Here is a 22,394-nt window from a genome sequence, read left to right as displayed (position 1 = left end):
TTTGGAAGCAAGGAAACAACGTTTGCTCTGAAAATGCGAAAAAATTAGTAAATAGTTATTACGGTTACTCCAATTTAAAGTAACTTATCAAATTGAATGCGACACGCATGAAGTGGGTCATGAAGCGGGGAAGCACTATTAGACAAAGAAGCACCTATTAGCCAAAATATTAAACTATGAGCACAGTCGATCACATGATATGCACTCTAAAGGAAAAATTTTCGAAGAAGTTTACATATGCATTCTTTCTAAAATCGATCGCAACGAAATGGGATTTGCTTCTTACAAATATCCTAAGCTATTAATTTTTATTAAAAATTTTTGGACGTCCTTTTCTATTAATTAACAGAAGTGAAAAATTCCAACGTGTATTTGACACGTCGGTAGCTTATTTATTAAGATTACACTCTTAATCGGACCTCACTAAGGAAATGTTAATCATTTCCTTTCTCTTAGTGTTTCATCTGATGGATCTTCATTTAATCCAGCACTGGTTCTGGATGAATAATCACATTACGACAGTAAAAAAGAGGAATAATCATTATGTTGAAAAAATTTGCAATCGGCGCAACAGCTGTTGCCACTTTTGGTCTTTGCGCCGATGCTTTAGCTGATTCGATGGATTCATCGGGTTCCGATGGTACTGGTTTTTACGTTCGCGGCGAAGGAAGTTACGGATGGGCTGACTCCAAAGCTAACAAAGTTATTGGTTTTCCAGCCGGAATTGTAGCTCCACTGGGTATACAACCTACATTAAGAACCAATAATAAAAAAAGTCGTGGATTTACGGGTCGTATTGGTGCCAGTTATAGCATCAACCAATATTTTGGTATTGAAACCAGTTTTAGCGTATACCATCCAGCTTACCGATCTCTGACTTTCAAAGGTAATCTTCCTTTACCTCAAGGAACCGGTACGGGAGCTGTAAAAACTTCCTTGTATGCTTTTGACTTAATGGGAAAAGCAACCATCCCCTTCAATAATTTTTACGCTTTTGTAGAAGGCGGTGGTGCTTACGTTCACGCAAAAAATAGTGCTTTAACAGCAAACTTTGGTAACAATCCAATAACCTTCTTAAAAGCAAGTTCTAAAGGTTTTGTTCGACCCAAAGTTGGTGCGGGTATTGGTTACAACCTTATTTCCAATTTAGCTGTTGATGTTTCCTATTCTCGTATTTTTGGAAAAGGCTCCATTAGCAGTCCTAATTATTTATCTAACTTAAACACCACCATGGTCGGTTTAACTTATAAGTTTTAGGTGAAGCACGTTCACTTAAAAAAAGGGGGCTTTACTCCCCTTTTTTTATAACGATAGATACGATAGGATTCATCAAAATTCTAATAAAATTTATTTCAGGAAATTGAACATGAAGTTTTTATCTTCCCGCGTAAGAGTAATTTTTTTTCATGTAGTCAGCTTGTCTCTTTCTTTTGGGATAGTCACTGCTTGGGCAAGCAACCCAAACAGCATAACCCAACAAAATCTAACTTTAGCAAAAACTGATAGGAATCAAGTACCCGAAACACCTCGCTCTTTGTTCCCTCCGCCCCCGAATTTAAATGTAAAAGGGTATGTGTTGATGGACGCCAATTCTGGTGTAATTATTGCCCAAAAAAATATGAATCAGCGCCTCCAGCCTGCGAGCTTAACCAAGTTAATGACGCTTTATTTAGCTTTCCAAGCGCTTAAGAGTGGGCAAATACATTTAGACGATAAAGCGACTGTCAGTGTTAGTGCATGGCGAACAGGCGGTTCTCGCATGTTCTTAAAAGAGGGCTCAAGTGTACCTGTAGATTCTCTGATTCAAGGAATAATTGTTGCTTCCGGTAATGATGCGTGTGTGACCGTAGCCCAGTATATTGCTGGCACAGAACAGACCTTTGCCCAAATGATGAATCAAACGGCACAGCGTCTCGGAATGAAAAGTTCGCATTATGTAGATTCCCCAGGATTACCCAATCCCGATCATTACTCTACCGCTTATGATATGGCTCTTTTAACCCGTGCTATTATTAAAGACTTTCCTGAATATTATCATTTCTTTTCTCAGAAATGGCTAACCTACAATAATATTAAACAACCTAATCGCAACCGCTTGCTCTGGCGTGATAATTCCGTAGACGGTTTAAAAACGGGACATACCGAAGAGGCTGGTTATTGTTTAATCGCATCCACCCAACGGGAAGGAATGCGCTTAATTTCTGTGGTGTTGGGAGCACCTACTGATAGCGACCGTGCGGACGATTCCGAAGCATTGCTAAATTACGGATTTCGTTTTTATAAAACTCAACGGCTATTTGATGTCAATACTCCCGTTACTCAGAAACGGATTTGGTTCGGTAAGCAAAAATACGCCTCTTTTGGTTTAGCAAATTCTTTATATGTTACCTTTCCTGTAGGAAATAGCAAAAATTTAAAAGCCACTATACAATTTTCAGAATCGCATTTGCGAGCACCGTTAAATAAAGGTCAATCCTACGGCGTCATTAATATCTCATTCAATGGAAAATTAATGGCTACAGCCCCTTTAATTGCGCTGCAAAAATATTCTACGGCGGGTTTATTATCTCGAATGTGGGATCATATAACTTTATTCTTTGAAGGGATTTTTAGCAAAGCATCATGAAGGACGATTTAGCATCTTCTATTATAAAATTTTCTTGCGATTTTACTATCAAAATGGTATAATTAGTTAATGAAGAGTTTGAAAAACTGTATTTTCTTTAGTGAGAAAGTATTTTCCTGAAATAACCGATGGAAAAGTTATAAAAAACGATTAAGCCGTGATGTTCATTTTTAGCCTTGATCATCACGGTTCACGCCGAAAATAAAGCAACGCTAGACGCTTTATACCAAAAGCTAAGTAATTCGCCACTTGTTCTTATAGTTCTCCGAGGTATAACCCCACATATACCAGCTGGCCGTCTTCACTGATAAATACGAACTTGACATTATTGGTAGGCAAGTTAGCGTTTGCTACGGTTTGATTTGTGAAAGTTTGTCCTCCATCTGTTCTGATAGAAAGACCACCAGTGCTTTCTTCCCTCAAGAGACTCCTGCATACATACATAGACTCGCTGACCATTAGGAGTGCTGCTAAGCCAGCAACAACATTCCTCCCTAACCCATTGGCAATAGTTCCATTTACAAAAGTTTGGCACCCACCGTGCGTACTAATCACCGTTCATACTAATTGAAAGTCCTTCATAATTGAAAGTCCTTCAAAAGTTCCCACATAAATACGTTTTCCATAGGGGGTGACAGCAAGTCCTCTTGTGCTGTTATTACCTAAACCCGTCTCCACGTGGTTCGTTTAATAAAGCTCTTGCCTCCATTAAGTACTAATGGAAAGATCTCCGTCAGGTTCATCAGGATTGGGAAGGGGCAAGTAGCCGCAATATAAGTGTTGGCTGTTTTGGCTGGCGTATAACGCTAAAAACCATATTACTGCCTAATATCCATCCGCCATTATTTTGTTAGTAAACGTCTCGACTTGATTTGCACTTTCTCAGCCAATAGAGAGACCACCATTAGTTCCTCCGAAAACAATAGTGGGACCAAGGAAGGAGGTGGAGGGTAGTTGCGGAGGACCGATTAAAGCCAAAAACCTGAACTTAGAAGATCAATGCCTTCTTTACTTCCATGCCTGTATTTTTACTTCCAGCGCACAAGGTCCCACACCATTTGGTAAAGTTTGATTTTAGTTACATGTAATTGTCCCAGAGTCCAATGAAGTTGTTATTAAATGTAAGAGGAAGATAATTAGCTTCATAACCAACATTGGGGATGGGGAAGCCCCCGCTTATGACTAGTCACCGCAAAGAGAGAGAGCTATACAGGACTGTTATTTTTAGGTAAAGTAACTGAACTGATGCTTCTGTTGGAAGCATGTTAAAAACAGGCTTGCGAACTCCCAACAAGGGAATAATTATTAAATTGGATAAAAGAAAAAATAACGTCCTGATTTTTTTCATAGTCCCTCTTCTTACAAAGAGGGTAAACTCATTGTTAGAAAATGAGCACTTAAACACACCCGATTGCAGGGCTTGGTTGGTATTTTGAATGTCACTAGGTTTAAAACCTCACACGCTATAGTTTGATACGTACTCGTAACTAAACCACTGCTAAATGTCGTCGAATGGGCAAGAGACACCGATTTCCCAATGCATAGGCAAATGCACTTTGAGTATTTAGGTTAGAAAAAGGATCATTGGAGCAGCCCGTGTACTTCCTAGCGAAGGTACTTCTGTATATTCCTATAGATGATTCTAGGCCATGCCCAAACCCACAGAAAAATAGGGTTGCACACCATTCCGTGCCCATTTAAATTGACTTTGTGCTAGCAATAAGTAGCTTTTCGTTTCGTAAGAATAATGAAGTGTATCGAAATCAGGGGCGATATTTACAAAAGGATGAACTGTGCCTTCAAAATCAGGATAATCCAAATAAGACACTCGCAGGGCTAATCCAAAACAAAATTGATGCACTAACCATACCCCAAATAAACCTGCCACATCCATGTCACGATCCGATTCATAGCGCGGTTCACTAAAGTTGGTGGGGCGTAGTATCAAGTAAATCATTTTGTGTTTTCCAGCAATAGCAATAGAAAGGCCAATGCCTGTTGTTTTGGGTGCACTAAACCAACCAGCGCCAGCGTAGGCGGGAAGAGCTTGTAAATAGAAAAGATAAAAACGAAAAAATGATAAGAAATTTATCAATAGAGAAAATTTTATTTAAATTGTCCATTTTAATCGGATAATCCTTTCATTAATTAGAATCCAACTATAAAATTTTAAAGATCCATTGTCTACTAAAAATTAAGCTAAAAAATTAAGGGAAAAAGCGGAATGGATAATTGCTTTTTGCTTACCAAAATTCTCCTTACAGTTTTCATTGTTATTTTAATCCCCGTTTATTGGGGATATTATGGACTTCAAAATTTTCTTTGGCTGTCAGATATCGCTTTTTATTACGCTCTTGGGCGGGGGCCCTTTTTTTGTGGCTAAATTCCTCTCTGCTCATCAGTACGGCTATCATTGGCATTCTTATACCGGAATTAGACTGGAATATTGATTTTTTTCAATTAATCACCCGTCGCCGTTTGTTTCAAATTACCAATTACATGTTTAATCCAGCCCATTCACTTTTCCTTCGCGGGTTTTCTCTTTTTCATATTGTCTTACCAATTATTTGGATTTGATGCGTTTTTCTTTGGGGTTACAATCAAAAAGTACTTTTTTTACACTGTGGTTCTGATTTGGGTGGTATTGTTAATTACTTATTTTTTCACTGATCCTCAAAAAAATATTAACTGGGTATTTTTACCTAGATATTTCAAATGGGAAGAGAAGCCTTCGTTCGCTTAGCTTATCTTTCTTTTGTGGGAGCACTTCCCCTCTTTATGATCTGGCCTTTGCACCTTATCCTGAGTAAAATACTATCATCATGGATGTTATCATTCGCCAGTTCAATCAAGTAATATCTTATCAACCCGTTTGGCAAGCCATGCGGACGTTTACTTCTCAACGAGAGCCTACCACCCTGGATGAAATTTGGATGTTGGAACATCTGCCTGTTTTTACGCAAGGATTGGCGGGCAAGTCAGAACATATACTTAATACTCATGAGATTCCACTTATTCAATGCGACCGAGGCGGGCAAGTCACTTACCATGGACCAGGACAGCTCATGGTGTATCTGTTGCTTGATCTTAATCGTCTCAATCTTAAAACTCGATCCTTTGTGCGCGCTATTGAAAATAGCATTATTGACTATTTAAAACAATTAGGAATCAACGCCCAAGGAAAGGAAGAAGCACCTGGCGTCTATGTCGGAGAAGCAAAAATAGGGTCCATAGGTCTTCGCATGCGCAAAGGATGGAGCTACCATGGATTAGCATTTAATGTAGCAATGGATTTAACCCCTTTTACTTATATTAATCCTTGTGGATTCAAAGGATTAATGATGACACAAATACGTGATTATGTGAGCAATATTAATTTGCCTACGGTTCGCAAAGCAATCATTCCACTTCTCCTAAAGAATTTCGGATATAATCATCCTCTCATCAAAACAGAAACAACGCTGGAGTTTTTCACCGATGTCTAAGTATGACCCAACTCAGAAAACTCTCGGAAAAGAAAAATTGTCACGCATTCCCATTAAAATCGAAGCTACCGATACGCCGCTGCGCAAACCCGATTGGATTCGTATTCGTTTATCTACCGACAACAAAATCACCCAACTGAAAAAATTACTTCGAAAAAATCGGCTGGTGACAGTCTGTGAAGAGGCTTCTTGTCCCAATTTAAATGAATGTTTTGGTCACGGTACCGCAACGTTCATGATTATGGGTGACAAATGTACCCGTCGTTGTAGTTTTTGTGATGTGGGCCATGGGCGTCCCGATCCTCTCGATCCTGAAGAACCTATCAATTTGGCTAACACCGTAAATCTCATGGCTTTAAAATATGTGGTTATCACGTCAGTGGACCGGGATGATCTACGAGATGGGGGAGCTTTGCATTATGTCCAATGCATTAAGGCCGTACGCGAAAAAAACCCAACGATTAAAATTGAAATTTTAGTTCCTGATTTTCGTGGACGAATGGAAAAAGCTTTGGACATTCTTGCACAAGGACTGCCGGATGTTTTTAATCACAATATTGAAACAGCTCCTCGATTATATAAGCAAGCTCGACCTGGCGCGGACTATCAATGGTCCTTAACCTTATTACAGCAATTTAAAAAGCGCTTTTCTGGAATTCCTACTAAATCAGGCATGATGTTGGGGCTTGGGGAAACGCGTGAAGAAGTAGAAGTAGTGATGCAAGATTTACGAAAACACGATGTGGACATGTTAACACTCGGCCAATATTTACAGCCTACCCGTTATCACATGCGTGTCGATCGCTACGTTACTCCTCAAGAATTTTGTGAATTAGGCAAACTTGCAAAAAGTTTAGGATTTATGAATGTCGCCAGTGGCCCATTAGTTCGCTCTTCGTACCATGCCGATTTACAGGCGAAAGGGGATATATTTCTCATTTCTTAAATAGCAAAAAAAATAATCGGATGATTGAACATTACCTGACGCAAATTAATCATTACCTCCAGGCTCACGCCTGTATTGGGGTGTTATTTGCTTTTCTCGTATCACTCGCTGAATCCTTACCTTTGGTTGGAACTGTTATACCCGGTTCTATCACCATGTCGATCGTTGGTATTTTAGTGGGTCGAGGGATGATTTCGTTAGATGCCACTTTATTTTGGGCGTCGATGGGTGCGTTAGCGGGGGATACTGTGGGTTTTTTTGTAGGAAAACATTATAATGAACATCTTCGTCTGATCTGGCCTTTCAAACGATATCCTCAATGGTTATCGGTGGGAGAAGCCTTTTTCAGAAAACACGGTGGTAAAAGTATTTTAATTGGCCGTTTTGTGGGTCCGGTAAGAAGTTCCGTTCCATTAATTGCAGGCCTTTTGAAAATGAGCTGGCCACGTTTTTTCTTGCAGCTATTCCTTCAGCAATACTTTGGGCAATCGCTTATTTATTACCTGGAGTGCTTATCGGCACAGTCTCCTTGCAATTGTCCCGGCATGTAACCACTACGTTTATATTAACGGGATTAGCTATTATCGTTTTAGTTTGGTTGGTTTTTTGGGCTATCCAACGTTCTTTCAGTTACTTAACTTCCATGGTTAATGACGCCATCGACCGTTTATGGCAATGGTTATATCTTCACCATTCTTCACACTTTTTATTACGACTTATTACTAACCGTAGAATTCCTACTGATCATCATCAATTAACTATGCTACTGTTAGCATTTATAAGTCTTTGTTGTTTTTTCGTATTGGCTATTGTTGTCGCCACACTAGGGCCTGCAACTAACTTTAATGAACCTTTGTTTTATTTCTTAGAAAGTTTGCGATTGCCCAACGCTGATAAATTTTTCACAATCATAACAATTCTAGGCGATCCTAAAGTAATAGTTAGTATCGTTTTACTCTTCATAGCTGCCCTTCTTATTAAAAAACTTTGGCGCCCTGCCTTACATTTAACAGCCCTTACCCTAATAGCAGGTTGTCTTACTTTTATTTTAAAAAATTTAATTTATTCTCCACGGCCCGCCGGCTTTTTAGTTTTTGATCACTCCTCTTCTTTTCCCAGTGGACACATGGGTCTTAGCCTTCCTGTCCTGGGTTTTATTGCCTTCTTAACTTCTCAGCAGATGCCTAAAAAATGGCACTGGATTCCTTACACCCTTGCAACCATTTTAATTATTTTGATAGGCTATTCCCGTTTATATCTAGGCGCACACTGGCTAGAAGACGCTTTAGCGAGTCTTTTTCTAGGATTTTCAATTTTGTTGAGTGTTATCATTTCATATCGACGCTATCCTCTCAAAGCCTTTGGTAATTTAAAATGGTTAATTTTTTTAATTCTTGCTATCACCTTTCCTTGGGCTGGCTTTAACAAAGCAAAATACCACACCCTTATGCACTGTTATGCACCTATATTGGCTATCCAAGAAACAACTATTGAGGATTGGTGGCAAGATCCTTCACAATACATTCCTATTTTCCGGCTTAACCGATTCGGACGTCCCACCCAACCTTTCAACGTTCAATGGGTGGACAGATTAAGTACTATCGAACAAACATTAGAGCAGCATGGGTGGCAAATTATTCATATTAAAACCGATGTCCAAACTACATTAGGACGATTCGCAAGTTATAAACCCGAGCACCATTTACCATTATTTCCTTGGCTTTATCGAAGCAAACCGCCAGTTTTATTTATGATTAAACACCTTTCCCACGCAACTACTATTGTCGAAATTCGATTATGGAAATCGGGCGTGCGGTTTGAAGATACTCCTTTGTCTCTCTGGGTAGGTTCAATCAATTATCATCTAGCACCTAAGCATTTAATCACTTTGCATCGACCTCATGAGATTACGTGGTTGAATGGTGGAGGAATCAATCAACTTATTCCAGCCCTATCTGGCTATCAATGGAGAAAACTACAGATTCATCATCTACCTGGAAAATCCAAAAAAATCCACAGTCTCCCAGACTGGGATGGAACTTTGCTCCTTATTCGATCTTAGGAAGTAGAAATATATCTTATCTTATTGAAAATTAATCAAAAATTGTTTTGTAGGCCAAGTTACATATTTTGTGCTATAGTCTTATTACTTAAAAAATAGGAGACGTTCCCATAAAAAGACAAAGTCAATCTCAACAACAACGTGGACGAGGACAATAACTCCCTTTTTTTAATCCGGTGTTTGTTATACAAAATCCAATCATTCAGTCGAACAGCAAAACGAATAGAAAGTAAATATAGAAAGTAAATAAAAAATTAATAATCTTTTTCTACACCTATTTTTACTAATTCACGAATAATAATCATCGAAGAATGAGAGAAGCCAAAAACAGCAATTGTATCGTCAAATTCACAAATTGCCGCTAATTTTTTTGAGGTTAATAGCATCATAAATATTATTAATTGAGGTCACATTTTTGTAACGATTTTTATATTGAGGTAATGTTTTGGGAGTGGCTCCCGTAGCCCATATTACTTTTTTTGCTTTCCAGACAATACGATGAGATGAACCCCCTAAGGCCAAAAGCTCTCCTAATGCTTGCTTAGGCCTGTTGGGCCTGCACCACAAACCCCACCGCGTATTCGAAATCGGTTGCTGAGCCCATTTAATTACAGTTACCCTACCCCACGCCGTTTTCGCCGTTCATCGGCTTCTGAACGCCGATGTTGTCGACGATAATCCGCTTCTTCATAACGACGCTTTTCAATATCTGTCTCAGGTATTACACCAGGAACTTCGATAGGACTGCGATTTTCGTCTACCGCCACAAAAGTAAAATAGGCTGATAAAATATGATGGACTTCTCTCGTTCTTGAGTTTTCGGCTAACACTTTGACCCCAACTTCCATAGAAGTACGCCAAGCACGATTGAGTGAGGCTCGAATTGACAAAACATCACCTCGTGTGGCCGGAGCCAAAAAATGCAAAGCATCTACTGAAGCCGTTACACACGTACAACCACTATGTCGCTCAGCGACCACCAATGCAGTTCGATCTAAAATGGCCATTACCAATCCCCCGAATACCGTATCCGTAGCATTTAAGTCATTAGGGAAAATTTTATAAGTTTGATCATGTATAGCGGATTCTGATACCGTTTTTTCTTTTTTAAGTTCCATTAATGCCTCTTGTGTAGAACAAAATGATACCAAAATGGACCGCCATAGCCTATAGATATAAAGTAGACATAATTAATGGCGATGGTTTTTTAACTGAGTTAGGAGAAACTTCGATAAAACGGAGGATTTTTATAAACATCATTATTGCCGGAAGGACCGGATTTATTGGCAGTTTCATGATGGAGCGCTATTTAAAGGGAAGATCAACGGAATTACGGTTACTCTAGTCGTTCAGAAGCTTATTGTTAACCTTGAGGGACTGGCATTGCTCTAATAAGCACTGGAGCAAAGCTCGCAAAAAAGAAATTATTGAAAGTCGAATTAAGCCAACAAAAACTCTCACCTCACTTTGCAAGGAGCTAGGAAAAGCAGACACACCCCTTTTCAATGCCAACGCGCTGTTGGGTATTTATGGATTGCAGAAGCTACTACCTCATAATTTGCCCACAGCCTTGTTAGATGAGTCATAATCTATGTTACGAATGAAGCGATTTACCTCTCGAGAAAAGTAGTGCGAGCATGGGAAAAGCTGCCTCATCTGCCAAAAATGAAGGCGTTAGAGTTCTTCATTTGCGCTTCGGTAGTGTGGGGTTTATAGGCAAAGAGGGAGGCGCGGCCCTTTCACGATTTACGCCTGCCTGTAAATTGGGTTTATGAAGATAAATTGGTCAAGGTCGATAACCTTTTTTCTGGATCAGCATCGTTGATCTTTGTCTCGCAATAGATTTTCTCTTGGAAGAACCAGAAATTAGGGGACCTGTTATTGTAGTGGCTCCTGAATGTGTTACCCAGGCTGAGTTTGATGCTACTATGGGGAAGAGGTATTACACCGACTGTTTTTTCTCATTACTTGCGCTTTTGTTGTAAAACTGCTTTTTGGGCAAATAGGTGAAAAGCTTCTTCTGAATGGACAACATGCGATGCTTTGCATGCTTCTGAAGCATGGATTTCATTTTCGATATCCCGATATCGAATTTGCCTTAGGTTACGCTTTGACAACTTAACTATTCCATGTCATAAACTTCCCGTTATTCAGTCTACGGAACTGAAGGAAATAAAAAACGTCATGAGTAAAAAGAATGTCTTTTACGCCCAGTCTGGTGGCGCAACAGCAGTCATTAACACTACAGCCTGTGGTGTCATTCAAACTGCCGCAAAATATCCTTCACAAATCAATAAAGTACTGGCTGGACGAAACGGAATTATCGGTGCACTTAAGGAAGAACTCATTGATACGAGCTTAGAATCTTCCGAAGATATTGCTGCTCTCCTCCACACACCTTCAAGTGCTTTTGGTTCCTGCCGTTACAAGCTCGCAGATATCAACAAAGACCGACGCCAATATAAACGGCTAATTGAAGTTTTTAAAGCTCACGATATTGGTTACGTGTTTTACAATGGTGGCGGGGATTCGCAAGATACTACCTATAAAATTTCGCAAATGAGTCAACTCATGGATTACCCCTTGATCTGCATTGGCTTACCGAAAACGATCGATAATGATTTACCTTTCACGGATAATTGTCCCGGCTTTGGATCGGTAGCTAAATATGTGGCAGTTTCCACGCAAGAGGCTGCTTTAGATGTGAGAGGTATGGCAGCAACTTCCACCAAGGTTTTTATTTTAGAAGTTATGGGACGAAATGCCGGTTGGATCGCCGCTACTGCTGCATTGAGCCAACAATACCCTAATGACGCTCCGCATATAATTTTATTTCCCGAAATTCCTTTGCAAACCGAAGCATTTCTCACAAAAGTCAAAGAAGTGGTCCATAATTATGGCTATTGTGTGATTGTAGCTTCAGAAGGAATTCGTCATCCAGATGGTCGATTTATTACAGAATCAGGATCCCAGGATGCTTTTGGTCATGAACAATTAGGTGGTGTTGCACCTATTTTAGCTCGACTCATTAAAAGACACCTTGGATTTAAATCCCATTGGGCGGTGGCTGATTATCTGCAACGTGCAGCTCGGCATATTGCTTCACAAACAGACCTGGATCAAGCTTATGCGCTCGGACAATCCGCTGTTGAATATGCCTTCGCAGGACAATCCGATGTAATGCTTACTATTCAGCGTGAAGAAAGCCTTGATTATCAATGGCATGTGGGCACAGCTCCTCTCTCTCAAGTCGCCAATGTAGAACACAAATTGCCTCGGAATTTCATTGCTAATGACGGTTTTGGAATAACCGAACCTTGCCGTCGCTATCTGGAGCCGCTCATTCAAGGGGAGAGCTATCCCCCTTATAAAAATGGGGTTCCTGTTTACGTGAAATTAAAAAACCAACTGGTTGAGAAAAAATTAAAAGAAGCTTTCGTATTATAAATTTTTTCCAACTATTGGGTAAAAGCCTCCTGGTCTTTTCTGAATTGATAACTACCAGAAATTTAAGTTCGTGTCCGTTAACCAGAATTTCCCAAGGCCCGGGCCCCATATTAATAAGAAGCCACCACGAGTTTACGACCATTTAACGTCCTATCCCCAATCCATAAATAGCTTCATCCGTATAGATTTTTAAGGTAACGAAATTACGCCCCCGGGAAACATGCAAAAACTTTTGCGTCGGTGATTTTCATTTATTTTTTTCTTCTCTTTTAAAGCTTTTTCTCTCGCACATACAAAGAGGATAGTTTTTTATTTAAATATTTCTAAAGGAATTTCGTTAATTAAATTACGCCCTACCACGGGTATTATTGTTCTAATTTATAAACTACCCCATTTGTTGGGGCTGATACATCGAAAGCCCAGAATATCGCATGTCGCCGCGCAATATCTGCAGGACAGAGCAAAGATCCTGACGGGTGCGTATGGCGCAAAAGCCAAGAATTTTTATTCCCAATGGTGTGGGGGAAGCTTTCACTTCTTTAATCTTGCTTTCGTTCTCAGTTAGCGTCCAATCTACATTTAGCTGATTTACCCGAATACCTTCTTTTCCTAGAGCATTTTCTAGGTTCCGAGCCATAGTCATTAAACCACCCTTCCTAAGAGAATAGACTAACAAATCTGCCTGGACCGCAATAGGCATTTAGAACTAATATTCACAATTATACCACACTCACTGCTTCTTAAATTTCTTAACAACCGCTTGTGTCAAAAATAGAGAGGCTCTGAGGTTTAAACGGACAATCCAATCAAAATCATCCACAGTGAAACTTGAAAGATCATTGCGTGGCAACTTACCAAGCATTATTAATTAAAACTATCAATACGACCAAAATGGTCCATGGTCACCTCTGCAAGTTCGGTAGTGCTTTTGATATCGGAATCTGAAAGTTTCTATAAATTTCTATAAAAAATAGGGGGCCGTTTTATCTTCCCCTGATTTCTTGTACCAGAGCTTTAGCTCGCGCTTCATCTCGGCCATTTATCATCACCTTAACATCCCTTTTGCTATACACACTCTTGTGCGATATCAGCTCCAATACAGCAGCTCCAATACCGGTTATGGATCCAGTCAGGATCCAGTCATTATGACCACTTTATCTTTTAGCAACGTGCAACTTAGCAACACGCAACCTTTCTTTTGGAGAGAAATATGTGTTATGAGTATACGCGAGCTTTACTCTTGTACCAATGAGGGATAGGGTATTACAATCTGATAAAAATCAGGACTGGATATTAAGTGATTGATGACATAAATAATATTCTCGCACCTTTTCTTATCATTCCCGTGATCGTGTTGAATGATGTTGAACACTCTGTGCCCTTGGCCCACGCTTTAGTCGAAGGAGGTATAAAAATAATAGAAATTACCCTGCGAACACCTATCGCCCTAGCTGCAATTAAAGCAATAAAAAAGAACTTACCGAAATATATGGTAGGTGCTGGAACTATTGTAAAACCATGTCAATTAGCGGAAATTAAAGAAGCAAATGCGGATTTTTCAGTAAGTCCTCGTATTTTGAGCAAATTAATTCGAGCCGTTCAGAAAGAAGATACTTCCTACCTGCCGGATGTTGCTACTCCATCCGACCTGTTTCTCGCTATTCAACATAATTTTTCTTTCGTAAAATTCTTTCCTGCTGCTTTAAATGGAGGCCTACTTTAAATGGAGGCGCGAAAGCATTAAGAAATTTTATGAGTATTTTTCTGACTATGCGGTTTTGCCTTACGGGAGAGATTAATCCAAATAATATAATTATGATAATATAATTATGATGAAGTATTTTTTACTCAAAAATGTTGTATGTATTGGCAGCTCATGGTTAGTTCCCCAAAATCTCATTGAAGGTCAGCAATTTGAAGGTCAGCAATGGAAAGCGATCTCTGAATTAGCGGATAAAGCAATAAAAGAAATAAAAAATAAGGAGAAAAAATAATGGCCTTAACTTCATCAAAGATGATCCCATTAGGAACGAAAGCCGCAAGCTTTAACCTGCCTGATGCTGTAAGTGGTGAAAAAAAGTCATTAGCCCAACTGAAATCCGATATTGCCACAGTCATTATGTTTATCTGTAATCACTGCCCTTTTGTTCAGCACATCCAAAAAAAATTGGTTGAAATAACAAAAAAATATCAAGCCAAAGGTATTCAATTTGTGGCTATCAGTTCTAACGACATCAAAAATTATCCGGAAGATTCTCCTGAAAAAATGAAAGTCGTAGCTGAAGAGTTTGATTATCCCTTTCCCTATCTCTATGACGAAACTCAAGAAGTTGCTCAAGCTTATCAGGCAGAATGCACCCCTGATTTCTATGTATTTGACCGCAATCTTGTTTGTATTTACCGCGGTCGTTTCGATGGTTCGAGCCCGGGCAGAGATGTTCCTGTAACGGGTGAAGACCTTAGCAAGGCACTGGACAATATACTTGCGGGTAAACCCATTGACGCCAATCAAAAACCTAGTCAAGGATGTAACATTAAATGGAAACCATAACCAACTGCCGTACATTTAGATTCCATCTTGACGCCTGTCCGTAGAAAGGAGATATTGTCACCACTACAGTTGATATGAAAGCTCGCCATAAATCCTCTTCGGAAGTCATTGAGGAAATTACTCAAGATATAATAAATTTATCTTCAAAATATTACCTTATAATATTATTAACTTTATCTTAATATTAAAAAATTAGAACACTTACTTCATCCTCGTTTAACATTCATGACTTCAGGAGTAATGGAAATAATTAACAGAATCGTTATTTTTGTTTCGCTTTTCTGTTACTTCTACCAATTTCTTTTAGTAACTTCATATTCGCGATACTAATTATCCCATTTAGTCTGAGCCTCATAGAAAGAGATGGAGGGGAGTTCTTATTATTGTTTGGTTATAATTGGAGCTATAGCTATTTATATAAATTTTGTTAAATTTTGTCTATTTGCCTATAGCAACAACAATGAAAACACTCTTTTCTTAAAGATATTCGACGTCAACAATCTCATATTCAGTTATCCCTTCCGGCGTTTCTACTTCTACAACATCCTCAATGTATTTTCCAATCAAAGCCCTCGCCAAAGGCGAGGATATCGAAATTTTATTTTCTTTCAAATTAGATTCATCTACACCTACAATCTGATAGGTGACTTCAGTTTGAGTTTTTAAATTTAACAAAGTAACTGTAGCTCCGAAAATCACTTTCCCTTCATTAGGGATATGCGAAATATCGATTATTTGGCAATTGGACAGCTTTGTCTCGATTTCTAAAATACGTCCCTCTACAAACGACTGACGTTCCCTTGCAGCATGATATTCGGCATTTTCTTTCAAATCACCGTGGGCGCGTGCTTCTGCAATAGCTGCAATGATATTATGGCGTTCGACAGTTTTTAAAAATTCTAACTCCGAGCGTAATTTAGCTATCCCATTTATAGTGATAGGAACAATCGTTTGCATCATTACCACCTCAAGAAAATGTAAAAGTATACAGTATAACAAAACTGCTGTGGCACTGCACATCTTAAGGAGCCGACCGAATTCAGAATAAAAACCTTTTACAAGAAATGCTATGATGCTATAATTATCAGATTAGTATTATCAATGGAAAAATATATTTTTAGGATAAATCCAGGAGCAAACAAACATGAAGTTTAAAAAAATTTAAATGATTCGAATATAGTTGGCCTCAGTGACTTAAATAGGTATTATCAACAGCCGGCATAACTACCCCCCCCCGCGGCTTCACGCTCTCGGTAACCCCGCTTCCTCGCCAGATGCTTTTATGGACCCCGATTATAAAGTCCGTGGAGCCCCACTATACCTCTCTGCTTATCACCTAAAATGGCAGTCCCTCACAAACACTCCCCACAAAGCCAAGAAATCACCACTCTTTGGATACCCGAAAGCTTACTTCGAGTTCCTGTAGGTATCACCATACGATTAACGGATACCGAAAGAAAAACAAATACTTATTATAAAGTTCTCAGCGTTACGCAGCGGGAGTGGTCTTACAACAAGTTCCTTAAATAAGGAAGTGCCCCCTCCTTGTAAAAGAGGGATGGGAGTGTGTTTCACGCGTAGATCTGCTCATCTTTGACGATGAAGATCTTGCAAAGACTGAATACGATTGGAATTCCTCGCCTGTAAGGCTAAAACAGTGGCCTCCCCCCAGCTAATGTCGTCGTGTAACACACTTTGTGTTGGACGGCGCTAATTCGAATAACGTTTGAATCTTCAATGGATTGCTCGCCTTCCGTAGTATTAATAATAAAACTAATTTGGTCATTTTTAATCATATCGAGAATGTGAGGTCGGCCCTCGGTGACCTTATTAACCACGGTACACAAAATTCCCGAATTTTGTAACACCTTAGCGGTCCCTCGAGTAGAAACAATCTCAAATCCTAAATCGGCTAAGGCGCTGGCCACTTTCACCACGCGCTCTTTATCGGCATCCCGAACGCTCACAAAAGCACACCCTCCTCGGGGAATAATATCCCCACCCCCTAATTGACCTTTTGCAAAAGCCTGACCAAAATTTTCCCCTATCCCCATAGCTTCTCCCGTAGAACGCATTTCCGGCCCCAAAATGGGATCGACACCTGAAAATTTATTGAAAGGAAAAACGGGTTTTTTAACAGAGAAATAGTTAGGAATGTACTCTCGCACAGCCTGTTTTTTCAAAGATACATTAACCATACAACGAGCTGCAATTTTAGTAAGAGGAATCCCTGTAGCCTTTGCAAGAAAAGGGACTGTCCGCGAAGCACGAGGATTGACTTCAAGCACATAGATTTCATCCCCCTGAATTGCAAATTGGGTATTAATTAGACCTACTACATTGAGTTCTTTTGCTATTAGCCGGACTTGCTCTCGCAACTGATCTTGAATTTTTGTGCTTAAACTATGAGGCGGAAAGGTGCAAGAGGAATCCCCGGAATGAACGCCGGCCTGCTCGATATGCTCCAAAATTCCTCCAATTAAAACGTTCTCACCATCACATACTGCATCAATGTCCACCTCAATGGCATCATCCAAAAACCGATCTAAAAGTAAAGGTTCATCTTCGGAAACGATAACATCTTTAGTCATATAACGAGTCAATTCTTTCTCACTATAAATAACTTTCATAGCTCGCCCACCCAATACATAAGAAGGACGAATGATTAATGGATAAGCAAATACTTTTGCTAAACGCAACCCTTCTTCAATGCTGCGCACAGTTCCATTGGGCGGCTGTTGTAAATTCAATTCTTGAATCAACATTTGAAATCGCTCGCGATCTTCGGCTCGATCGATAGCATCCGGTTGTGTTCCTAAAATAGGCACTTTTGCCTTTGCTAAGGCTCTAGCTAATTTTAAAGGTGTTTGCCCCCCAAACTGGACAATGACGCCTTTTGGTTTTTCAGCGGCTACAATTTCTAAAACATCCTCTAATGTAAGTGGTTCGAAATAAAGACGATCGGAAATATCAAAATCTGTCGAAACGGTTTCGGGATTACAATTAACCATAATACTTTCATAACCCATTTCACGCATAGCTAATGCCGCATGTACACAGCAATAGTCAAATTCGATGCCTTGACCAATTCGATTGGGTCCACTTCCCAACACCATTATTTTATTTCGCTTCGTTGGGAAGCACTCATTTTCTTCTTCATAGGTCGAGTAAAGATAAGCCGTATCTGTAGCAAATTCGGCGGCACACGTATCGACCCGCTTATAAACGGGACGAATCTTTAATTTATGACGATAATTCCGCACTTGCTCTTCGGTAGTTTTTAATAACTGAGCTAAGCGTTTATCAGAAAATCCTTTACGTTTTAAATAAAAGAAATGTTCGCGAGATAATTTTTTTAAAGATTTATTCTTTATTGTTTTTTCCAAACGAATCAATTCTTTTATTTGCACCAAAAACCAGGGGTCAATTTGACTATCCCAATGAACTTCTTCAACGCTAAAGCCCATTCGAAAAGCATCCGCGAGGTACCATAACCGCTCAGGTCCGGCAAAGCGCAATTCTTTTCTAATCTCTTCACGAAACGCTTCATCGATAGTTTTGGAATCTTCAATCCCCATTTTAGGTTCTAACCCACAAACGCCTACTTCTAAACCACGAATGGCTTTTTGTAAAGACTCTTGAAAAGTGCGACCAATAGCCATCACCTCACCTACTGATTTCATCTGTGTCGTTAGGCGAGGCAGCGTTTGGGGAAATTTTTCAAAATTAAATCGAGGAATTTTAGTCACAACGTAATCAATTGTCGGTTCAAAGGAGGCGGGAATCCTGCCACCAGTAATTTCATTCTGTAATTCATCCAACGAATAACCAATAGCTAATTTGGCTGCGACTTTTGCGATAGGAAAACCCGTGGCCTTTGAAGCAAGAGCTGAAGAACGTGACACGCGGGGATTCATCTCAATTACTATCATTCGTCCGTCCTTAGGATTAATTGCAAATTGCACATTAGACCCGCCAGTCTCTACTCCGATTTCTTGCAAAATCGCAATAGCGGCATCTCGCATTCGTTGATATTCTTTATCTGTTAACGTTTGTGCCGGTGCGACAGTGATGGAATCTCCTGTGTGAATACCTACAGGATCAAGGTTTTCGATACTACAAATAATAATACAGTTATCTTTTTTATCGCGTACAACTTCTAATTCAAATTCTTTCCATCCGACAATAGATTCATCGATTAATATTTTATTAGTAGGAGATAATTCGAGGCCGCGGGTGCAAATTTCTAAAAATTCGTCTCTGTTATAGGCAATGCCACCCCCACTTCCACCCAAGGTAAAAAAGGGTCTAATAATTGCGGGAAATCCAACTTTATCAAGGATTTCCCAAGCTTCTTTCATCGAGTGGGCAAGGCCAGAACAGGTTGTCTGTAAACCAATTTTAGCCATAGCTTTTTGAAAGAGAGCCCGATCTTCTGCTTTATCGATAGCTTCTCTGGAAGCACCAATTAACTGCACCTTATATTTTTCTAAAACACCTTCTCGCACTAAATCCAATGCGCAATTTAAACCCGTTTGCCCCCCCATGGTTGGTAGAAGCGCATCTGGCTTTTCTTTTTCGATAATTTTGGCAATTGTTTCCCAATTGATAGGCTCAATATATGTAGCATCTGCTACATCTGGATCGGTCATTATGGTGGCAGGATTCGAATTAACTAAAATTATGCTACAACCTTCTTCCCGAAGAGCTCGACAAGCTTGCGTCCCAGAATAGTCAAATTCGCAGGCCTGCCCAATGATAATAGGTCCTGCACCGATAATTAATACGCTTTTTATATCTGTTCGCTTTGGCATGTTATTTTATGTCCACGCTCACTTACTAACTTAACAAACTCTTTAAATATCCCCCGCATATCCTGAGGCCCGGGACTTGCTTCCGGATGGCCTTGAAAAGCAATCGCTGGTTTTGTCTTATGTGCAATCCCTTGCAAGGTCCCATCGAATAAAGAACGGTGAGTCACGCGCAAAGTGTCAGGTAAATTTTTTCATTCACCGCAAAACTGTGATTTTGGCTGGTGATATAAACTCGCCCAGTTATACTATTTTGAACGGAATGATTGGAGCCGTGATGCCCAAATTTCATTTTTTCTGTTTGACCACCGCAAGCTAAAGCTAAGAGCTGAAAACCAAAGCAAATCCCTAATAAAGGAATACCGTTTTCTAAAATTTCTTGAATCGCAGCAATGGCATAATCACAAGCCGATGGATCACCCGGACCATTTGACAATACGATCCCACTGGGATTTAAATTCAAAACCTCTTTTATGGGTGTTTGAGCAGGAACTACAGTTACCGAGCAACCATGGTCTACTAATAAACGCAAAATTTGCCGCTTCAAACCATAATCGTAAACAACAATATGATGGTTATCTTTCTGTATAATTTTTTGGCTGCCTTCAAGAGCTAAGGTTCTCTCAATCCAGGTTTGCATTCTTATTGTTGAAGCTGTTTGGGCTAAATCTTTACCTTTTAGGCCAGGATAAGCACGGGCAGATGCAAGAGCTCGATCAGCATCTACGTCTTCACCCGCTATAATACATCCATTCAATGCACCTTGTTCACGGATCAGCCGCACCAACCGTCGAGTATCGATTCCTGCGATGGCAACAATTCCCTCAGATTTTAAATAATTCTCAAGAGATTGCTCGGCGCGCCAATTACTGACTATAGGAGATAATTCACGAATAATTAATCCAGCAGCCCAAATTCGATGTGATTCTTGATCGTCGGTATTTACTCCCACGTTGCCAATGTGAGGGTAAGTCAGAGTAATAATTTGTTCTGCATAGGAAGGGTCTGTCAAAATTTCCTGGTAGCTTGTCAGCGTCGTGTTGAAAATAACTTCCCCGACAGTTTGACCTTCTGCTCCGATAGCGTATCCAAAAAATAAGCTGCCGTCGGCTAATGATAAAATTGCTGGCTTTCGCCCGTTAAGCGGATTTAAGTCGCTCATCGTGGCAGCAGGGACCTCTTTTTTGAGTCTGAAACAAAACTTGTTCAAGGATAAGCGATTCTAGAGCGAATGGGAAGGAAGTTAAAAACCTTGCATTCACGAGATCCCTCGCCGCACTCGGGATGACAAGGTTTTTAAAAGTGGCGGGGGTGACTTCTCGTTTTTATTTAGCGGAAAAAAACTCTTTTACGCTATCAAACCAACTCCGTCTACGTGGACTATGATTCTTATCATCTTTTTCCAATAATTCGGCAAAATATTTTAAGGATTCTTTCTGTTCTGCATTTAATTTTATTGGAGTTTCGACTGTAACATGACAAATTAAATCTCCCACTGTAACACTTCTCAATGCTTTCACTCCTTTCCCTCGCAAACGAAATTGTTTTCCACTTTGTGTTTCCGGAGGAATCGCTAATCGTACAGCCCCATCTAACGTAGGAATTTCAATTTCTCCTCCTAAGGAGGCTGTGACGAAATCAATGGGCGCCTCTGAGTGAAGATCATTACCTTCCCTTTGGAAGATAGGGTGAGGTTTTACTCGAATTTGCACATAAAGATCTCCCGGCGGCGCCCCAAAAAGGCCAGCTTCTCCTTCACCAGAGAGGCGAATACGGTCTCCAGTATCAATGCCGGGAGGAATTTTAACGGATAATGTCTTGATTTGTTGACGACGACCTTGACCTTGACAATCCGAGCAAGGGTCTTTAATAATTCGTCCCGTTCCGTGGCATCCAGAGCAGGTTTGCTGCACTTGCAAAAAACCATGTTGTATCCGCATTTGCCCGCTCCCACCACAGCGTTGGCAAGCAACTGGAGTGGTGCCTTTCTTAGGACCGTTCCCATTACAAGTTCCGCAGGTTACCCAAGTTGGGACTTTAATTGTTTGAGTGATTCCGTGAACTACTTCTTCTAACGAAAGAATAAGATCATAACCTAGATCAGCTCCTCGTTGTGCTCGAGGTTTAGATCGTCCCGCTCCAAAGATATCTCCAAAAATATCACCAAAGATATCTCCGAGATCGCTAAAACCAAAACCTCCTGAGTTCCCTCCAAAAGGTTGCTCTACACCAGCATGACCAAACTGATCATAAGAAGCCCGTTTACGGGAATCAGAAAGCACTTCGTAAGCTTCTCTTGCTTCCTTGAACTTCATCTCCGCTTCTTTATCTCGCGGATTTCGATCAGGATGGTATTTCATTGCCAAGCGACGAAAAGCTTTTTTGATTTCAGCTTCAGTCGCCATACGGCTGACGCCAAGGAGTTCATAATAATCGCGTTTTGATGCCATGGGAGTCTTTTTATTT

Annotated in this window: 21 protein-coding genes and 4 pseudogenes; 16 read left to right on the top strand and 9 right to left on the bottom strand. The window is 40.0% G+C overall.

Annotation, left to right across the window (positions count from 1 at the left end; translation table 11 throughout):
* Positions 1–543 precede the first annotated feature (543 nt).
* From MRH55_RS04260 to MRH55_RS07780, 3 genes and pseudogenes are all read left to right on the top strand, one after another.
* Positions 544–1,257: an outer membrane protein gene (locus MRH55_RS04260; RefSeq protein ID WP_304985049.1), complete on the top strand. Its 714-nt coding sequence runs from the start codon at positions 544–546 to the stop codon at positions 1,255–1,257.
* Between the two features lie 214 nt (positions 1,258–1,471).
* A pseudogene (locus MRH55_RS04255) lies at positions 1,472–2,626 on the top strand (D-alanyl-D-alanine carboxypeptidase family protein); the annotation flags it as partial.
* Positions 2,627–2,802: 176 nt separating this feature from the next.
* Positions 2,803–2,934 (top strand): hypothetical protein, encoded by a 132-nt coding sequence (locus MRH55_RS07780; protein ID WP_369420982.1) that lies wholly within the window; start codon positions 2,803–2,805, stop codon positions 2,932–2,934.
* Between the two features lie 1,334 nt (positions 2,935–4,268).
* On the opposite strand, the gene MRH55_RS04250 is transcribed toward MRH55_RS07780, so the two are convergent.
* Positions 4,269–4,721 (bottom strand): hypothetical protein, encoded by a 453-nt coding sequence (locus tag MRH55_RS04250; RefSeq protein ID WP_304985047.1) that lies wholly within the window; start codon positions 4,719–4,721, stop codon positions 4,269–4,271.
* A 727-nt stretch (positions 4,722–5,448) separates the two neighbouring features.
* Here MRH55_RS04250 and lipB point away from each other — a divergent pair.
* The 4 genes from lipB to MRH55_RS04230 are packed head-to-tail and all read left to right on the top strand — an operon-like array spanning position 5,449 to position 9,119.
* Entirely contained in the window at positions 5,449–6,111 is a 663-nt protein-coding gene (gene lipB, locus MRH55_RS04245; RefSeq protein WP_439647871.1) for a lipoyl(octanoyl) transferase LipB, read from the top strand.
* A complete protein-coding gene (lipA, locus tag MRH55_RS04240) occupies positions 6,104–7,057 on the top strand; it encodes a lipoyl synthase (RefSeq protein ID WP_304985046.1) in 954 nt (317 codons plus the stop codon). The genes lipB and lipA overlap by 8 nt, the downstream gene beginning before the upstream one ends.
* Before the next feature lie 20 nt (positions 7,058–7,077).
* Positions 7,078–7,608 carry a DedA family protein gene (locus MRH55_RS04235; RefSeq protein ID WP_304985045.1) on the top strand — a complete coding sequence of 177 codons (531 nt, stop codon included), beginning with the start codon at positions 7,078–7,080 and terminating at the stop codon, positions 7,606–7,608.
* A complete protein-coding gene (locus MRH55_RS04230; protein WP_304985044.1) occupies positions 7,587–9,119 on the top strand; it encodes an LssY C-terminal domain-containing protein in 1,533 nt (510 codons plus the stop codon). The genes MRH55_RS04235 and MRH55_RS04230 overlap by 22 nt, the downstream gene beginning before the upstream one ends.
* A gap of 254 nt (positions 9,120–9,373) precedes the next feature.
* Here MRH55_RS04230 and MRH55_RS04225 read toward each other — a convergent pair whose 3' ends face one another.
* Both MRH55_RS04225 and MRH55_RS04220 read right to left on the bottom strand, forming a co-directional pair.
* On the bottom strand, positions 9,374–9,508 hold the full coding sequence (locus MRH55_RS04225) for a hypothetical protein (protein ID WP_304985043.1): 135 nt from the start codon (positions 9,506–9,508) through the stop codon (positions 9,374–9,376).
* Between the two features lie 225 nt (positions 9,509–9,733).
* Positions 9,734–10,237, bottom strand: a complete 504-nt coding sequence (locus tag MRH55_RS04220) for an acyl-CoA thioesterase (protein WP_304985042.1) — start codon at positions 10,235–10,237, stop codon at positions 9,734–9,736.
* 23 nt (positions 10,238–10,260) lie between these two features.
* Between MRH55_RS04220 and MRH55_RS04215 the strand changes: the two genes are divergently transcribed.
* The 5 genes from MRH55_RS04215 (at position 10,261) to MRH55_RS04195 (ending at position 12,566) form a co-directional block, all read left to right on the top strand.
* Positions 10,261–10,464, top strand: coding sequence for a hypothetical protein (locus tag MRH55_RS04215; RefSeq protein ID WP_304985041.1), 204 nt, complete (start codon positions 10,261–10,263; stop codon positions 10,462–10,464).
* A 24-nt stretch (positions 10,465–10,488) separates the two neighbouring features.
* Positions 10,489–10,707, top strand: coding sequence for a hypothetical protein (locus tag MRH55_RS04210; protein WP_304985040.1), 219 nt, complete (start codon positions 10,489–10,491; stop codon positions 10,705–10,707).
* 49 nt (positions 10,708–10,756) lie between these two features.
* Complete coding sequence (locus MRH55_RS04205; protein ID WP_304985039.1) at positions 10,757–10,894, top strand: hypothetical protein; 138 nt, start codon at positions 10,757–10,759, stop codon at positions 10,892–10,894.
* Between the two features lie 176 nt (positions 10,895–11,070).
* Positions 11,071–11,241: a DUF1731 domain-containing protein gene (locus MRH55_RS07775; RefSeq protein ID WP_369421521.1), complete on the top strand. Its 171-nt coding sequence runs from the start codon at positions 11,071–11,073 to the stop codon at positions 11,239–11,241.
* A gap of 62 nt (positions 11,242–11,303) precedes the next feature.
* Complete coding sequence (locus MRH55_RS04195; protein WP_304985037.1) at positions 11,304–12,566, top strand: 6-phosphofructokinase; 1,263 nt, start codon at positions 11,304–11,306, stop codon at positions 12,564–12,566.
* 113 nt (positions 12,567–12,679) lie between these two features.
* On the opposite strand, the pseudogene MRH55_RS04190 reads toward MRH55_RS04195, so the two are convergent.
* Positions 12,680–12,817: pseudogene (locus MRH55_RS04190) on the bottom strand (bifunctional D-altronate/D-mannonate dehydratase); the annotation flags it as partial.
* A gap of 134 nt (positions 12,818–12,951) precedes the next feature.
* On the bottom strand, positions 12,952–13,266 hold the full coding sequence (locus MRH55_RS04185; protein WP_304985036.1) for a hypothetical protein: 315 nt from the start codon (positions 13,264–13,266) through the stop codon (positions 12,952–12,954).
* Between the two features lie 597 nt (positions 13,267–13,863).
* On the opposite strand from MRH55_RS04185, the gene MRH55_RS04180 reads away from it, so the two are divergent.
* From MRH55_RS04180 to MRH55_RS07770, 4 genes are all read left to right on the top strand, one after another.
* Positions 13,864–14,289 carry a beta/alpha barrel domain-containing protein gene (locus MRH55_RS04180; protein WP_304985035.1) on the top strand — a complete coding sequence of 142 codons (426 nt, stop codon included), beginning with the start codon at positions 13,864–13,866 and terminating at the stop codon, positions 14,287–14,289.
* A gap of 106 nt (positions 14,290–14,395) precedes the next feature.
* Positions 14,396–14,560: a hypothetical protein gene (locus MRH55_RS04175; protein ID WP_304985034.1), complete on the top strand. Its 165-nt coding sequence runs from the start codon at positions 14,396–14,398 to the stop codon at positions 14,558–14,560.
* Positions 14,560–15,117 (top strand): thioredoxin family protein, encoded by a 558-nt coding sequence (locus MRH55_RS04170; RefSeq protein WP_304985033.1) that lies wholly within the window; start codon positions 14,560–14,562, stop codon positions 15,115–15,117. The genes MRH55_RS04175 and MRH55_RS04170 overlap by 1 nt, the downstream gene beginning before the upstream one ends.
* Before the next feature lie 281 nt (positions 15,118–15,398).
* Positions 15,399–15,548, top strand: a complete 150-nt coding sequence (locus tag MRH55_RS07770) for an exopolysaccharide biosynthesis protein (RefSeq protein ID WP_369421519.1) — start codon at positions 15,399–15,401, stop codon at positions 15,546–15,548.
* A gap of 46 nt (positions 15,549–15,594) precedes the next feature.
* On the opposite strand, the gene greA is transcribed toward MRH55_RS07770, so the two are convergent.
* From greA to dnaJ, 4 genes and pseudogenes are all read right to left on the bottom strand, one after another.
* Positions 15,595–16,137 (bottom strand): transcription elongation factor GreA, encoded by a 543-nt coding sequence (greA, locus tag MRH55_RS04165; protein WP_439647870.1) that lies wholly within the window; start codon positions 16,135–16,137, stop codon positions 15,595–15,597.
* A 567-nt stretch (positions 16,138–16,704) separates the two neighbouring features.
* Positions 16,705–19,931 (bottom strand): annotated as a pseudogene (gene carB / locus MRH55_RS04160) (carbamoyl-phosphate synthase large subunit).
* Positions 19,910–21,090: pseudogene (carA, locus tag MRH55_RS04155) on the bottom strand (glutamine-hydrolyzing carbamoyl-phosphate synthase small subunit). Before carA ends, carB begins: the two co-directional pseudogenes overlap by 22 nt.
* Before the next feature lie 163 nt (positions 21,091–21,253).
* Complete coding sequence (gene dnaJ / locus MRH55_RS04150) at positions 21,254–22,378, bottom strand: molecular chaperone DnaJ (protein WP_304985032.1); 1,125 nt, start codon at positions 22,376–22,378, stop codon at positions 21,254–21,256.
* Between the last annotated feature and the right edge of the window lie 16 nt (positions 22,379–22,394).

The organism is Coxiella-like endosymbiont (genome assembly GCF_030643785.1).
Taxonomy (GTDB): Bacteria; Pseudomonadota; Gammaproteobacteria; order Coxiellales; family Coxiellaceae; genus Coxiella.
The sequence above is the reverse complement of the archived record's forward strand: the minus strand, read 5'-3'. Positions and strand labels throughout refer to the sequence as shown.

Bases quoted from the DNA above. Each gene is read 5' to 3' on its own strand.
- MRH55_RS04260 (WP_304985049.1), top strand. From the start codon at position 544: ATGTTGAAAAAATTTGCAATCGGCGCAACAGCTGTTGCCACTTTTGGT.
- lipB (WP_439647871.1), top strand. From the start codon at position 5,449: ATGGATGTTATCATTCGCCAGTTCAATCAAGTAATATCTTATCAACCC.
- lipA (WP_304985046.1), top strand. From the start codon at position 6,104: ATGTCTAAGTATGACCCAACTCAGAAAACTCTCGGAAAAGAAAAATTG.
- MRH55_RS04235 (WP_304985045.1), top strand. From the start codon at position 7,078: ATGATTGAACATTACCTGACGCAAATTAATCATTACCTCCAGGCTCAC.
- MRH55_RS04225 (WP_304985043.1), bottom strand. From the start codon at position 9,508: ATGATGCTATTAACCTCAAAAAAATTAGCGGCAATTTGTGAATTTGAC.
- MRH55_RS04220 (WP_304985042.1), bottom strand. From the start codon at position 10,237: ATGGAACTTAAAAAAGAAAAAACGGTATCAGAATCCGCTATACATGAT.
- MRH55_RS04215 (WP_304985041.1), top strand. From the start codon at position 10,261: ATGATACCAAAATGGACCGCCATAGCCTATAGATATAAAGTAGACATA.
- MRH55_RS04205 (WP_304985039.1), top strand. From the start codon at position 10,757: ATGGGAAAAGCTGCCTCATCTGCCAAAAATGAAGGCGTTAGAGTTCTT.
- MRH55_RS04195 (WP_304985037.1), top strand. From the start codon at position 11,304: ATGAGTAAAAAGAATGTCTTTTACGCCCAGTCTGGTGGCGCAACAGCA.
- MRH55_RS04185 (WP_304985036.1), bottom strand. From the start codon at position 13,266: ATGCCTATTGCGGTCCAGGCAGATTTGTTAGTCTATTCTCTTAGGAAG.
- MRH55_RS04175 (WP_304985034.1), top strand. From the start codon at position 14,396: ATGATGAAGTATTTTTTACTCAAAAATGTTGTATGTATTGGCAGCTCA.
- MRH55_RS04170 (WP_304985033.1), top strand. From the start codon at position 14,560: ATGGCCTTAACTTCATCAAAGATGATCCCATTAGGAACGAAAGCCGCA.
- greA (WP_439647870.1), bottom strand. From the start codon at position 16,137: ATGTGCAGTGCCACAGCAGTTTTGTTATACTGTATACTTTTACATTTT.
- dnaJ (WP_304985032.1), bottom strand. From the start codon at position 22,378: ATGGCATCAAAACGCGATTATTATGAACTCCTTGGCGTCAGCCGTATG.